General features: G+C 32.8%; 11 protein-coding genes. All 11 read right to left on the minus strand.

The window, feature by feature from the left end:
* Position 1: 1 nt before the first annotated feature.
* The 11 genes from PYW37_RS08100 to PYW37_RS08150 are packed head-to-tail and all read right to left on the minus strand — an operon-like array spanning position 2 to position 15,330.
* Positions 2–424, minus strand: a complete 423-nt coding sequence (locus PYW37_RS08100; RefSeq protein ID WP_025016653.1) for a hypothetical protein — start codon at positions 422–424, stop codon at positions 2–4.
* A 25-nt stretch (positions 425–449) separates the two neighbouring features.
* Positions 450–1,607, minus strand: coding sequence for a hypothetical protein (locus tag PYW37_RS08105; protein ID WP_044009638.1), 1,158 nt, complete (start codon positions 1,605–1,607; stop codon positions 450–452).
* Positions 1,608–1,625: 18 nt separating this feature from the next.
* On the minus strand, positions 1,626–3,092 hold the full coding sequence (locus PYW37_RS08110) for an NAD-dependent epimerase/dehydratase family protein (protein WP_025016656.1): 1,467 nt from the start codon (positions 3,090–3,092) through the stop codon (positions 1,626–1,628).
* Positions 3,089–6,049 (minus strand): 2-succinyl-5-enolpyruvyl-6-hydroxy-3-cyclohexene-1-carboxylic-acid synthase, encoded by a 2,961-nt coding sequence (menD, locus tag PYW37_RS08115; RefSeq protein WP_133278198.1) that lies wholly within the window; start codon positions 6,047–6,049, stop codon positions 3,089–3,091. The genes PYW37_RS08110 and menD overlap by 4 nt, the downstream gene beginning before the upstream one ends.
* Positions 6,025–6,210, minus strand: a complete 186-nt coding sequence (locus PYW37_RS08120; protein ID WP_025016659.1) for a hypothetical protein — start codon at positions 6,208–6,210, stop codon at positions 6,025–6,027. Before PYW37_RS08120 ends, menD begins: the two co-directional genes overlap by 25 nt.
* A gap of 3 nt (positions 6,211–6,213) precedes the next feature.
* The gene (locus tag PYW37_RS08125) at positions 6,214–8,619 is read right to left on the minus strand and encodes a glycosyltransferase family 2 protein (protein WP_025016660.1); all 2,406 of its coding nucleotides are present in this window, start codon (positions 8,617–8,619) and stop codon (positions 6,214–6,216) included.
* Between the two features lies 1 nt (position 8,620).
* Entirely contained in the window at positions 8,621–9,919 is a 1,299-nt protein-coding gene (locus PYW37_RS08130; protein WP_025016661.1) for an XcbB/CpsF family capsular polysaccharide biosynthesis protein, read from the minus strand.
* Complete coding sequence (locus tag PYW37_RS08135; protein WP_044009635.1) at positions 9,912–10,898, minus strand: hypothetical protein; 987 nt, start codon at positions 10,896–10,898, stop codon at positions 9,912–9,914. The genes PYW37_RS08130 and PYW37_RS08135 overlap by 8 nt, the downstream gene beginning before the upstream one ends.
* 1 nt (position 10,899) lies before the next feature.
* Entirely contained in the window at positions 10,900–13,080 is a 2,181-nt protein-coding gene (locus tag PYW37_RS08140; RefSeq protein ID WP_032943280.1) for a glycosyltransferase family 2 protein, read from the minus strand.
* Positions 13,077–14,528, minus strand: coding sequence for a glycosyltransferase family 2 protein (locus PYW37_RS08145; RefSeq protein ID WP_025016665.1), 1,452 nt, complete (start codon positions 14,526–14,528; stop codon positions 13,077–13,079). The genes PYW37_RS08140 and PYW37_RS08145 overlap by 4 nt, the downstream gene beginning before the upstream one ends.
* A complete protein-coding gene (locus PYW37_RS08150; protein WP_025016666.1) occupies positions 14,521–15,330 on the minus strand; it encodes an ABC transporter permease in 810 nt (269 codons plus the stop codon). Before PYW37_RS08150 ends, PYW37_RS08145 begins: the two co-directional genes overlap by 8 nt.
* Positions 15,331–15,332 lie beyond the last annotated feature (2 nt).

The raw sequence follows: 15,332 nt of genomic DNA on the forward strand, positions 1-15,332 counted from the left end.
TTTATTTACGCGTAAAGATTACAATTTTTCCTTTATATTTTGTTGTATCAAGTCGTGTAAGTGAGTAGTTAGTATCTTTTTTTACCACAGCATAACTTGCTGCTATTTTCCCGTTTTGCATAAATTGTATTTTATTATTACTTGCTGACTTCAATATGTAAGTACGCTTGGGATTATTATCAGCCACCGCCGTGTTACCGTCAATTTTTAACGTTTTCCACTCCCATGGCGCATTAACAGTGTACTCCCCTGAAGCTATCATTGTCTGGACTACTTGTCTCGTTTGAGTTGTCTGTACTTTATCTCTGGCAGTGTTCGGATGTAGCTTTCTTACAAAATAGATGCTCCCTCCAATAACTAAAGCTAAAACAACGATAATAATCGGGATAAATATTTTTTTACTATTTTTATTTTTTCTTTGCATAGTATCCGTTTATTTCCCTCACTTTTTATTTTAAATTTTTAAGTTGCTCTTGTAACTGTGAAATAGCTTTTTTGTATTTTCCTAGCAGCACCTGATTTCTAAAAGCTCTTTTACTAAACACTTGCATTTCAATCAAGTTTAGAACTTCTGAAACTGTAAATTCTCCAAATTCAAACGATCGAATTGATTTGATGATTTTTGGTAAAACATTTGAAATAGAAAAATTTTCAATCATTTCCTTGCGTTTACTCGTATGAAAATCCACGGCGGACTGATAGCCTGTGAATAATTCTTCTACAATCTCCTTACCACTTTTTTTCTTTCTTGGAGTAAATGCCCACTCGTTCCCCCTTTTTCTTCCTGAAAAATTATTTTGACGATTTTCATCAAAATTTTCCTCTGTCAGATAACCATCTCCAGAGAAATGATCATAAACATAAACAGGAATCCCTTCACATAAATAATATTGAACAGTTTTTCCTATTGTAATAACCACATCAAACTGTGCCAAAAATTCCGGTTCAATCAACTTATAATCATTTTTCAACCATCCTAATTGAGTGATAAGAACACCACTTTCTTCTAGTATTTCTTTGGCTTCATCAAGTTCTTTTGGGAGATGGTTACTTACCATTAAAATTCTTTTTAAGTTTTTTCGGCGTTCATGGATGTAAATTCCGAATTTTACAGGGGCAGGATTTTCAAAAAGTTCTGGGTTAAGTTTTTCATTGAAAAATGGTTTTTGAACACCTAAAGCCTCTTTAGAAACAAATAGATTCATACTTGCTAACCTTTCTTCCAAAAAAAGGGATATAGGAAATTCGTCTGGTGCTATAAATTTCAAAGACGAGAGATGTGCAAATAGAAAAACTGGGCTTGTTTTCCCTTTGAGTCCTCTTAAATTATCCATAATAAATCGAGGTAAGCACTGTGAATTACTCCAAATATAATCAAAATCTTGTGCTTTAAAATTTGAATGCTCAATAAATTTTATTCCTTTACTCTGGGCAATCTTTTCCATAGGACTACCAATGTAGTAAGAATAAAGCCTAACTTCTGCCCCTTCATCTTGTAAATATTCAGCAAGTTCAAGAGAAAGAATTGTTGACCCAATTATTTCTGAAAACATAGGCTGACAAATCAACCATTTTTGACCCTTAAAGTCACTAGTAGTATCTTCCATAATAATCTAACTTCGTTTCTACTTTTTTAATTGCATCTCTTTAATGAAAAAGCTAGTTTGAATTGTAAAATCCGTTGCCGTCAAAGAAAAATCTGTTAAATTGTCAGTAGCAGCTACAAACTCAATATCAAACTGATTAGCTCCAACCTTTAATTGAAGGGGTGTGAATCTTTGTATACCTATCCCATAATGATGAACAAATGGTGTAAAAGTTGTTGCTACATCCGAATCAATCTTTAATGATAAAGTGTATATTTTCCCTTTTTTAAGATAATCTGTTGGATCAAGTTCAAAATTTATCCATCGGTTATCCATAATTGGCCCATCACAAGGGCGTGAAGTTCGAGTAAGTTTAACGCCCTCTTCAAATTGTTTGGCACTCCAATAGTCATTAATCACTCGTATACGAAATTGTTCCATCGTGATTTTTTCTCTGAACAATGCATTTTTTCGAATACTTTCAAATTGTATTCTCATCGTTTCTGGAATAAAAGCCAAATCAGTCAAACTTCCCGTAAGAGCATCGAACTTTGCTTGATATACTGCAGCATTGCCGTTGAATTGAAAATTTTTAATATTGGAAGCTTGAAAAGCTTCTGTCAATCCTGATTTCAAATCATGAAAATCATCATTTGATAATCCTGTCACGCTTAGAATTTTCTCGTTTAAAAATTTTTTTCTGCGGAAACGATCGACAATCCTTCCGTCTTGATAGTCAATGCTTTCAATATACTCTTCGTCAGAAACAAGATCAATTTTCATATCAAAGACCTGATTGTAAACATCAGCCATTTGTCCCCAACTCATCGTTTCTGTTGTTGTATGAAAAGCTTGAGCGAACGCTCTTTTTTTCCCAATCAATCTTTCAAGCATGAGCGCAACATCTCGACCATATGCAATATTATTTTCGATATTCCACATGCTTCGAGGTAAAGCTGTCAAAACTCCACGAACAGCACGAACCACGTCGAAGTTATCTCCCGCAAACCATTGAATTCTATTTTTTCCATAAGTCATAGCGGGTCTTATGATTGTCCAATTTTTTAGTTCTGATTTTCGCAAGATATTCTCTTGAAAACCTTTATTAATACCATATCTATCCACACGATACTCTGGATATTTATCCAAAACATCAACTTTCAAGGCAGTATCCTCAGTCAGAATACCATCTTCATGTGCGTAAGCCCGATAGGAAGAAAAGTAAAAATACTGTGTTGTCAAAGAAAGAAGTTTTTGATACACCTTCTCAAATTCTTGATTGGAATACATCATAAAATCAAAAATAGCATCAAATTTTTCATTTTCAACTTCTGAAAAAAGCCAGTTTGTATTTTTAGCGTTTCCAATCAAATATTTCAAATTTTGATGATAACTATCACGTTGACTTCTGGACGTAATCCAAACTTCATAATTTTTATCAAGGAGTAGCGGGGTCAGGTACATACCCATAGCCCCTGTACCACCCATTAACAGGATTTTTTTCATAGAAAGACCTCAAAGAAAATAGGCCCCTCATCATTCGATGTAAAACGTTTTAACCCTTCATCAAATCCTTCTTTATCATGTGAAGCAATGTAGTCAAAGCCAAGTGATTTAACCCAGCCTTCAGCAACAGTATTGTGTGTAGCCGCTGAACCTTTTGCTTCATAGTGACGAAGTAGTTGTGAACCACTGTTGTTGACCATCATGATTCTGATGTTTTTCTTTAATTTTTTATTCCAAAGTGAATTCATATCGTAGAAGAAACTAACATCACCAATCAATAAAAATTTAAGTCTTTCTGAAGTATCCGCTGCAACTTGTCCCATATAAGCAGAAGCTGAACCATCAATTCCATTTGTTCCCATATTTAAGAAAACTTCTAAATCTTTGCCAGGAACAGTATTTTCAGAATGTGTTAACATAAATGCTGAACCAACTCCAATATGGAATAATGAACCTTCAGGCATCTTTTCCATTAATTGTTGCGTTGCATAATGATTATTATAATTTTCATGAATAGTGGCCGGATATTTTTTGACTTCTTCTTTCCAAGAATTCAAATATTGCTCATCATTTATATGGTTTTCAGCTTTATTAGAAAAATATTCAAAGAACCAATCTGGGTTGGTTTCCAAAATTGAAGTCAAATGGAAAAATAAATCTTTGAATTTTCCATCCGCAGCGATTCTCCAATGTCTTACACTCATTGGTGCACCTCGAAGTTTAAAGTTAATTGGATGATTCATAACATTTTTACCACCGACAGAAAGCACAATGTCTGGAAGGAGTTTTTCATTAAATTGTCTTTGTGTCATTCGTTGCAAAGTATTAAACGGATAAACTACTTTATCACCTTGAATATTTGACAACCAATCTGCTAAGATCACAACATTATAACGTGAGGCAAACTTTTCAATATTTGATTTTTGCGTGTTTGTAGGTTTGTAATCTTGACCATAGACCAACAAAATCTTGCGAGTTTTCAATAACGTTTGAACATAATCTTCCCAACGCGCCAAACTGTCTTGTTTTGTAACCCGCAAAACATGCTTCATTCTTGGTAATTCATAAGAGGCATGAATCGGTGCCATATTTGGTAAAATATCAAATGACAAGTTAATGTGAATCGGTCCCGTTCCATTGTGACGTGCTTCCAAGATTGCTTCCGAAATCAAGCGATTTGTATACCAATCTGTTCGTCCTTCTTTCGTTACAGGTAGGTTCACTGATTTTTTAATCATTGGTTCAAAAATATTCGCTTGCTCAATTGTTTGATCTTCCCCTATTTCATGAAACTCGGGGTAGCGGTCTGCTGTAATAACAATCAGTGGCAAATCCATATAATAAGCTTCGGTAACTGCTGGTGCCAGATTTGATACCGCCGTTCCGCTCGTTACCATAATCACAACGGGTTCTTTTGTCTTATTTGCTAATCCAAGCGCATAATATCCTGCACTGCGTTCATCAATCACATAATGAATATCAAAAAAATCTCTATGATTCTCAAATGCACGAACCAAAACAACATCACGTCCACCAGGAGCCATCACAACGTGCTTGATACCATAAGCTTTCAAACGTGAAAGCAAAATTTTTGTTTTATAAAAATCAGGATTTGAATTATCCCGTTTGATAGCTGCCGGAACACTTTCTAAGACATGATGAACTGCTTTATTTGGAATAAATTCACCAACAATACGAAAATCATCTGCACGATATCCTTCATTCAGATTATCCCAAACGGTTGTTTCTTGGTTACTTTCTCCATAAAAAATCAAGCGATTCTCTTCAAGTTTCCAGCTTTTTTCGTTTATTGGATTAGTCCCTGATAACGTTCCATCGGCATTAAACCCTACATCTTGGCGAAGAGTTTCACCATGTTGCCCTTGGCGATAAAATACAAATTTATTGGTCAAAAGTACATTACGCAATGAAAGTTTAACCGATTTCAAATTATCAAAATTACGTTTCATTGTCGCACCTGGTAAAATTTTATCAGTAGCTTTATCAACAGATAGTGCCTTTTCTAACCAATTATAAGATTTTTCACGTTCAATTTTAAGATTTGCATTTCCATCTGTAAAGTCAATTACTTTCGAAACATTTATATTTGCATTAATGTCTTCAGCTGTATTCTCAGGATAAATGCGACGTGTATCTCCAAGTTTGAATAAGGTCATCAAACTTGCAAAACGATTGGCTCCGCGAATTGTGTTGTAGAAAACAGAAAATGGTTTTTGAGCAATGTATGAGAAGCATGAACCATGGAAACTGTCAGTTACAACATATTCGGCATTTTTATATGCATATAAAAAATTTTCAGGACGAATATCATCAATCACCTCATAACGTTCAGAATTAAAAATTGAACGTGCATAATTAATGCGGGGACCATTTGCATCTGTGAAAACCACAATTTTATTAAAACCAAGTTTATCAGCTACTGCTTCAATGTTGCGTTTTTTATCTTCATCAGGATCTAAGATAAATGCTAACATATATTCTTCTTCAAAGTTGATCGTGGCTTCATCAGCCAATTTCCAATATTCCTTAGGATCAATAAGGAAAACAGGGTCAACCACTTGTGGTGCATCAATATCTAAATTTTCTTTAAAATATGAAATTCCATCCGATTCTCTCATTGAGACCCAATCAAAGCGACTCAAATTTTGACGTTCAACTTGCTCAAAATCTTCTCCAAAATGCTCAGAAGAAAATTTTGGACGACTAAAGTTTCCGATTGAAGTTCCATAAGCAATGCGTTTTTTATCATCCGCTGTAAAGTTCAAAAATAAATCATCATTGATACGACCTATGTACGGATTCCACAATTGATCCGAACCTACAACAAAGGTATCTGCTAATTCATTATATTTCTCATTTTCTAAGAAATGTTCTTGTTCAGTATAAGCGTAATTTTGACGACGAGCAAATGTCATTCCTGGTGCATCATTAGGCAATTTATGACGTTTGGATACCCCATACTTTCATTAACCATCAAAGTTGAATAATCCAAGTTTTCAATTGCTTTTTTCAATGCATAATAAGTCAACATTGAACCATAATTACTATTGTGCCACCACCCTAATATCGCAACATCATATTTTTTATTATTTTTCATGTTTTATCCTTTTTGTTGTTCCAAGTAATCATTCCAGAAATCTTGCGAATGGAATGTTTTTGCATATTGACGATATTGTTCTGTTATTTCTTTTCCAGATTTGCTAAATTTAGTTGAGATTTCTTGATAACGTTTTTTAACCGACTCATATTTTTGCTGATTACGTTCACGAATCACATATTTTTTATTGTATGTGTCATAAACAACGACCCGTTTACGCATAAATTGCTTCCCTGGATTTTCAAGTATTTCTTGATTAACGATAGCAACATTTTCCAGTTTATCGTCGTCAGCATTAAAAGCAATTTCTGGCAAACCATGCCCATTATCCGTTTTGATAAACAAATCTAAATCTGCTGGATTTAATAGCCAATAGTCATCAACTGTGTGAAGATTACATTTGATTTCTTTAGGGATATCATCTGAAAAGATTTCATTTTTCTTTCCTTCACGTATTATTGGTTCAATTCCTTTAAGGCTGAATAGATGTTCGGGTCCTTTAAGGAAATCATCCAAGGCATCCAAGACTTGATCTGCTGCACCATAGTTAAACATACGGATTTCTTTTTTATACAATTCAATAGATGTTTCAAAAAAATCAACTTCTTTGATAAAGTCATTTACAGCTTGGTCAATGATTGTATTGCGAACTACAAGATAATTTTCAAGTGCTTTTGATTTTTTAGTATAAAATGGCAAGTGCCAAACCGCTAATCCATTCAACGTGATAATTTTTGCTTTATTACGTATCGAAAATTCTACATCGTCACCACGATAAAAGATTGGTAATGACATTGAATTTTCGTGAATATATTTTATCGGAACAGTACAATACCACCAAGCTCCATATTCATTATCAACTGGATACTCGATATCATTTCTCATCACGTGATGTAAATTACGAAGGTCATAATTATCTTTTACTGGCATATAAACTGTATTTTTATTTTTTGTAATAAATCCTGTATCTTCATATTGAGTGATTCCATCAAGGCTATCCAACATTGCTCCCTCAATGAAATAATCTTTGTATTCTTCCTTAACAAGTCTCAGAAGCGCAAAGACCCGTTTGAACGATTCGGGTAATACTTCAATATCATCATCCATGAAAATCACATGCGTTGGATGATATTCTCCATTTTTCTGAAGATTAAGGGTTTCAATCATACCACGAGAGAAGCCTCCAGCACCACCAACATTTGGATTTCCATAAACCCGAATGAATTCGTTATTAATATGCTCGGCATCTAATGTCCGTCCATTGTCTACAACGTTGATGAACAAATGCCCTTCTCCGAGCTGGTTCAATCCTGTTGATTTATTTTCAAAATCAATGATTTTTTCTTTGATATTGCTAAGATTTTTTAGGATATATTTTTCTTTTTGAAAAGTTGTCGTATTGATGACGATATCAACGGGACTAGTTTTAGACACACTTGTGTACCATCCAGCATCATGAATTTCTGCATTACCAATTACTGTAAATCCAATCATCGCATTTTTGATGTTTGTTGTTACAGGTAGTATAAGTTCTGTGACTTTATCAAAATTAAAATTGTATCGTGTGATTGAATTAGTAATTCGAGAATTTCCAGATTGAAAATTCATGACATTGCGAGCAAACACATCATCAACATCTGATTGATGAAGTTCTTCAAATACCGACTCAATCCCCTTTTCTTGTATATTCTTATCATTGTAGGTCAAATAATTTTGAATCACTTCAAGTTCAAATTGTCCTTTTACAGAAAGTTTCAAGAAAAATTCATTTGCCGTTGTATATTTAGTCCATTTAGACAATGAAAGGCTATTAATATAAGTATTAAAATCACTATATCCGTCAACAATATTGAAATTTCCAAAGCTTACGACTTCATCACCACGATAGAACAATTCACGTTTTTGCCCTTTTTCATCTGACGACTGCGGAAAAACAATATTTTGAATACGAAATTCATTCTTAATTTCTGTTAAATATTCGCTTTCAGTTGCTTTAATTTTGATTTTTTCATTATTATCTTTGACCGCCTTGTCAAACTTATATACCATTCGTGATTGTTTTATTAACTCAAACTTCACATCATCCCATTTTGTTGACTGACCTTTAATAAAATCCAAATTGCCAGATGATAAATCAAACTTACTAGTTACATTTCCCTTAATATCTGAAATTTCAAGTGTCGTTTGATAAACGTTCCATGAGTATTCATTATCATCTTGATATCCTGTGATTTTGAAATCTTCACCCAACGTAAAATCATTCGTAAAAACAGATTGATTAGGTTTACCAAATGAAAAACGTGTCCCAATAAGTTGGCTACTCAGCTCTTTGTTGTATACTTTTGTTTTTGTATTTGGTGATTTCACCGTTCTTTTTACTACTTTTTTGATTCGATTTGGAACTTTCATTTTACTTTTTTTTTATTATTTTTATTGATTTTATGGTGAGTTTTTCGTTACTTTTCCAAAATAATGCATTGAATCCTAAATATTGGACTTGTTTTTTAGGAGAAAATTTGATGTTCTTGTCAACTTTGATCTCCTCAAATATGATATTATCATGAAAATAAACAAATTGTTTCTGTAATTCGTCAGTTTGAATGTTGATTTTATACTGATCATTCACATTCATTGGACTTTTGAGCATAAAATTTAACAATACATTCTCTTCTCCAATTTGATTTGAGTTTCTTTGAATTATAAGTCCTTCACAGGTCAAATGCAAATCGAAATAAGCTGAATTCCATGGAAGGAAGGCATCCCAATCATCCGTATTGATCAAGTATTGATTTTGTTCCACTATGATGTCCGTTTCATAAAGCATTTCGTTTATAATTGACAATTGCAAGGGGATTGTTTTTCCGATAACAATCGCATGGCTAAGAAATAAATCGGTCATGTAAGGATTGCTCATTTGCAGATTCATCACAGTCACTTTTGACAAGTTAAGTTGCTTAATAAAAGGATATGTGATGAATGCTGAATCTGACGTCAAGATTTTGATTTTATTGGGTTTCAGAGCAGTATTTTCCAATAATCGATTGATTTTGGGAGCAAAGTTATAATCTACTAAGTCAAACATATGTTGCATATCTTTAACTTCTACCCAAGCGCGGCGATCAATCACTGGGTCTGCAGCAAGGACCTTATAATTACCTAAAAGCCCGTGATATAATGCACCTGTTGCCCCACGTGAATTTCCATAACAAACGATATTATCTGTTATAATGTCGTGCTCCTGTGCGATTTTTTTTATGAGTTGTTGAATTTTCTCTTCAAAATCAGGGAAATTTTTGGTGCTTTGGTAATAGGATCCTGAAATTAAATTACTATCCGCAATCCTTAAAATATAAGTATTTTTCGCAACTGAACCTGATAATGAATCCCAATGTGAATTTCCAAAAGTTCTCAATTTGGTATCTGTTGCATTCATCTTATCAGCCGGCATGAAGAACACAATCAACTTATTAGTCAAATATTGTTCGTTTTCCAATGGTTTTTCGAGAAAATAATGAACTCCATTAAATTTTGACATACCTAAATCAGCTACTTCCCAGCTTTGTACGCTGTATTTGTGATTTTTGTAACCAACTATAGTTTTGTTATCCAAAGCTATTTTTTTTAACGCTTCGTAATAGTCCCAATTTTCAAGAAAGGTATCCATGCTTTTTAAATCTTTTTCTGGTAAAACTTGAAAATATTCAGTCATTATCTTCACCCTTTTTCAAAAAATTACGATACGTACTTTCATTAATCCACGATTCTTCAAGTACTTTATAGCTAGATTTTAACCAGCTATTTTCGACAGTATTGAAGAATTTTTTACTCTCATATTCACCATTTAAAAGTGGAAATTTTGCTTTCGATTGTACATGAAGCTTTCGATTGATTAAAATTCCTGCATTTGATGTGAAGGTGAATTCGATAAACTGTTCTGGAATCAACCTTAGGCCACTATAAAATGGATAGAATTGCTTGTATAATTTGAAACTCGTCCGTTTCACCAGTATATCGTAAGTTCCGATTTCAAGTCCAAAAACATAATCTTCTTCAAATTTCAAGCGTTCAAATCTATCAAATTTTGCAACGATTTCTGCTTTATTTTTACCAAATGTGATAGAAGTATCAGTAGCTGAAATACGTTGGATTTTCAAATTATTCATATTGACCAAAAATGGTTGAATTTTTTCAGAAATATTCAGCTGATTTTCATCCCATTCAATGGTATATGTCACAAAAAGTTCTTGATTGATTCTCGTCAAATCTGATAATTCAACATTTAGCGGTAATCGTCGGTCATAAGTATCCAATATGAATTTTGGTACAAATTTGATACCTAAACTTCCAAAATCATCCAAGATTCCAATTTTATGCAAGTCATTTTTTTTGATTTTTCCTAAATCATAAAAGCGTTCAAATCGCAACTTTTCTTCATGATTTTTCACTATAATGTGCTGGATGATTTCACCTTTTTTACCCGTCAAGTGGTAAATCAAGTAAGCTTCAAAATCTTTTTCAAATACTTTGATTATAAGATTTCTTCCATCAAATTGAATATTTTTATCTTGAATTTCTACATTTTCAAAATAAAGTTTTTCAAGCTCTACAGGATTTTCAAATTCAATAGAGAGTGATTCAGGAGAGAATTTGAAAGATTTAACATATAAAATATCAATTATTTTTTTCATGTTAACCCCTCCTCAAAATATTTCCAATTAACTTAGTTTTTGGTATTTCTTTTTTACTTAAATTTGATGTAAAAGTGACATATTCTGGTTTTTCAGTTATGAAATCACCACTTTCAGTTATGAATCTCGGAGTTCCTTTTTGGTCAAATGTCATATTTTTAATGAGAATTGTTTTTCCTCGAAGTAAATGTTTTTTGCGTGAATTCTTTTCGAATTCAGTCTTTCCGTAGGAATAGATATTTTTCAAAACCACTACTTCAATTGGCTCTGTAATTCGCTCAAATGCCGAACTTTCAAAGTAGACAGAACCTGCCGAGGTTGTAATCAGAACTTCATTATGCTGATTGAACCAAAGGTTTGTTACTGTTAAAACCCTTCCTTTTTTGAGAAAAAGTGCTGTACTCGATGCTTCATTATAAATTTTAACAGGCTTTATCAGTCGGTAAATCCCAGCTTTGAAGGCATATTTCGAAGCTTTTTTTTGGTCAAAATTTCTTGGAAATTGAATCATTCCGATTTTGTAATTGTACTCAGATATTTTGGTTTGATTTTCTAAAATAAAATCAAAGCTCCCATCATTAGTTAAGTTAGTTGATACCTTCACAAACTTACCTAAATTTTTTTCATCAAAAGTTTTAAATGATAAGATTTGTTGATCATTTATAACAGGCTTATAAAGATTTAAAACACCATTTTGATCCGTAATCAAGGTTTCAGAACCACAATAAATTTGCAGATGGTCAATTGCAATCAGATATTCCAAGTGGTCTTCCAAAATCACATAAGCTGTATAAATTCCAGACTTGAACTTGTCGTAATCAGTACGTGAAATTTTTACTTTATAACGATCATTCGAGACATGCTCAGCATTAACTCTGAAAATATGATTCAATGCTTCAGGGTTTCGAAATTCAATATATTTCAATGGTTTCGGTATAAAATAGTCAAAAGAAATCACTATTTGTTTATCATCAACAGAAGCTTCTACTCCTTTAATTACTGGATAATTGACCTTTGGTAAACTCTTATCACCTGATACAAAATAATAGTATTTCTCAACTTTAATCAACGATTTATACTGTTTAGGTAAAGTATTCCAAGCTACAAATTTCAACAACTTTTCATATTCTTCAGTTTGCAAGAAATCCCAAATATAATCGTAAACATCCAAACTAAAATATTCAGATGGATTAAAATCAAGATTTCTCAAATAATTATCCAACATATTTTTTAACTGCTCGATACTTCCCAAATTCAATCCAAAAGCCGTATCCCACCGTAATGTAAAATCAATTAAAATCCATTCTAATCGTCGTGTGAAAAACTTTTGAAAATCCTCAGAATGTTCATATTTGGATAACAGATAAGAAAGGTTTCGTAACCATGATCTTAAGAAGGTCTCATTGATGTTTTTGGAAAGCGAAATATTGTCATCATCACGATTGACATACGTTGTAATATCTGTGATTTGTGAAATTCGCCCAGAAATTTTAAGGATTTGATAGAAAAAATCCACATCATCTGCGACACGCTGATCAATAAAATGTAAATTTTGTACTTTGATTAGCTCATTTCGAATCATAATTCCTTGTGGTCCGAGCCAATTATAAAAATCATATGGTAAATCTAAAATTGGACGATGAATCGCTTTTTTCTCAATATAAGCCGGCGACATGAGCTCAATTTTTCCATTTTTACTTCGAACAACACCGCCAAAAGCAATATTATCACCAGACTTTTCCAATACGTTATACATATTTTCAAGTCCATCCAACGCATACCAATCATCCGCATCAAGAACCACTAAATATTTTCCGCGTGCATGCAATAAACCAATATTACGTGGACCATGTGCACCACCAGTATTTTTATCCAGCAGATAAATCTCTATATTGGGATATTCTATAATGAAAGGTTTGATTTTAGATAGTGAGTCATCGGTCGAACGGTCATCGCAAAATAATATTTGTAGATGATTAATACCAATCGTCTGGTTTACTAATGAATCCATCATCCTTTCCAAATAATCTGAATTATTGAAGTTTGCGATAATAACCGAAATTTTTGGCTCTGGATTGATTTTTTCTGAGCATTCAATCGTCACAGATGGTAAGTTTTTCTTCCAAGAAAAATCTGTTAAATCATAGTTAAATTGCTGAAATTCTTCTGTCGGATTGCTCATAATTTCCTTTCTATCGCTTTTTGTTCAACGATTGTATCGTGATATTTATTAGTAATCACGTGCAAAGTTTTATTTTTTATCAAATCCTTGCGGTCAAATTTGACCAAATAATTCCCATTTTTTTCAAAAATTTCAAAAGGTAAAATCACATCAAAAGGATCGTCAATCGCATGAAATTCGAACCCGTTTAAACTCTCATTACTGAAAAACTCAATTTCAAACGTTACCGTTTCATCGTCTTTAACTACCTGTTTAACAAAAGATTTAACATTAATTAGTATTTTTGGCATAAACGGAAAAACAAAATAATACAAATTATCAATTTTTTTCTGTATTTTCAAACTCTCACGATGCGAATGCCAGTTAACAAACAGATATAAATGAAGCAATCTATTTTTCATCAAATCTGACCATGCAATTTTGCGGGCTTCAGCGCGGAAATAATTTGATGGATAAAATCTTAAGTTAGGTAAGTAATCACCCACCATTTTTTTAAAATTTTTTAATCTACTCAATCCAAATTTATAACCGATATTTCGCCTTAATCCAAAATCTAATACTAGCCAATCTAATCGTCGCGCCAAAAATAATTCTTTTGACCTATCATTTGGTATAGTTTCATTGATAAATGCCAAAGCACGCAACCATGAAATCATGAAACTTTCGTTAATATTTTTACTCAAACTCTCATTATCAGATGCTCTATTGAGGTAAGTCGTTTTTTCAGGCAACTGTGAAATCGTTCTAGATAGGCGAAGTGCTTGATAGAAAAAGGTCACATCATCTGCAACACGTTGATTGACAAAATGAAGATTATTTTCTAATACTAGTTTGGTTCGAAGCATAATGCCTTGCGGACCCAAAAATTCGTAAAATTCATAAGGCAAATCCTGTATTTCTCGATTTTTCTGCAAACCGTCCATATAATAAGCCTTACTTTTTGCCGATACGTTTTTGTCATTGACCTGCACGATGCCACCAACTGCAAAATTATCCTGCGAATCATCCATCAAATTTGATAGATTTTCAAGCGCTGTCAATCCATACCAATCATCAGCATCTAAAATCACAACATATTCACCACGAATATATTGTAATCCCAAATTTCTCGGTCCATGAGCACCACCCGTATTTTCATCAAATTGATAATATTCAATGCTAGAATACTTTTCCAAATAATCTAAAATTATTTCTGAGGAATTATCCGTTGATTTATCATCCACAAACAAAATTTGCAGCTTTTCAAGACCAATTGTCTGATAAATCAAAGAATCTAACATTTTTGATAAATATGGTCCATTGTTATAATTGGCAATAACGACAGAAACTTTAGGTTTTTTTACTATACGTTCAGACGTTTCCAACGTAAAGTTAGGAAGTTCGGTTTTCCATTTATCATCATTAAAATAATTAAAGGACGTAAATTCTTCTTTTAAATTTTTATACATAATCCATAAATTGATTTCTTAATTTCATGTGCAAATGACTTGCAACAGTTAAAAGCCCTAGTGTGAAGCACCAAAAGACGAGTGTATAGCCTGGTTTATCCCAAAACCAAGCACGATGAAAAATAGAATCACGAATTCTTTCCATACAATAAATAAAGGGATTAACAAGCAAAGCTTGACGAATTGGCATTGGCAAAGCATCCATTATTGTTAAATCAATAGCACCGCCAGAAACATAAAGTGCAAAACGAAATATGTAATTAATAATATGTGAAAAATCTCTAAAAATTACTACAAGTGTTGAAAACAATAAAGAAAATGCCAATGTTACCATAAAAAGGGCAAGGATATAATAAGGAAGTTGCAAATAGTACAATGTTGGATAATAGCCACGATAAATAGCAACCAAAGCCCCTACAATTCCCATTCCAAATAAATTTTCAAAATTTTTAAACATTTCAATAGTGGGTAGAACACTCAACGGAAATTTTGCTTTACTAAACAAAGAAATTTGAGCTTGGACACTATTTGATCCCATCATAATTGATGATGAATAAAAAAACCAAACTCCAAGTCCTATGACTAACCAAGGAGCTGGAGGAATATTACTCGCTACTTTTCGATGGAACATTACAATAAATACAAAATAATAAATCAATGCTCTAACCATAGGATCGATGAATTCCCACAACGAACCAAGTTTGTTACCTAAAGCTATTCCTTTATTATGATAGCGTGATATCCGCCAAGTAATCGGCAAATTTACAATCTGCTCTTTCAGATATTGATATAAATCTTTCAATT

Source organism: Lactococcus lactis, from assembly GCF_029023865.1.
GTDB classification, from domain to species: Bacteria; Bacillota; Bacilli; order Lactobacillales; family Streptococcaceae; genus Lactococcus; species Lactococcus lactis.

Excerpts from the sequence above, each read along its gene's own strand:
- PYW37_RS08145 (WP_025016665.1), bottom strand. The coding sequence starts at position 14,528 with ATGTATAAAAATTTAAAAGAAGAATTTACGTCCTTTAATTATTTTAAT.
- PYW37_RS08120 (WP_025016659.1), bottom strand. The coding sequence starts at position 6,210 with ATGAAAAATAATAAAAAATATGATGTTGCGATATTAGGGTGGTGGCAC.
- PYW37_RS08135 (WP_044009635.1), bottom strand. The coding sequence starts at position 10,898 with ATGAAAAAAATAATTGATATTTTATATGTTAAATCTTTCAAATTCTCT.
- PYW37_RS08140 (WP_032943280.1), bottom strand. The coding sequence starts at position 13,080 with ATGAGCAATCCGACAGAAGAATTTCAGCAATTTAACTATGATTTAACA.
- PYW37_RS08100 (WP_025016653.1), bottom strand. The coding sequence starts at position 424 with ATGCAAAGAAAAAATAAAAATAGTAAAAAAATATTTATCCCGATTATT.
- PYW37_RS08110 (WP_025016656.1), bottom strand. The coding sequence starts at position 3,092 with ATGAAAAAAATCCTGTTAATGGGTGGTACAGGGGCTATGGGTATGTAC.
- PYW37_RS08105 (WP_044009638.1), bottom strand. The coding sequence starts at position 1,607 with ATGGAAGATACTACTAGTGACTTTAAGGGTCAAAAATGGTTGATTTGT.
- PYW37_RS08125 (WP_025016660.1), bottom strand. The coding sequence starts at position 8,619 with ATGAAAGTTCCAAATCGAATCAAAAAAGTAGTAAAAAGAACGGTGAAA.
- PYW37_RS08130 (WP_025016661.1), bottom strand. The coding sequence starts at position 9,919 with ATGACTGAATATTTTCAAGTTTTACCAGAAAAAGATTTAAAAAGCATG.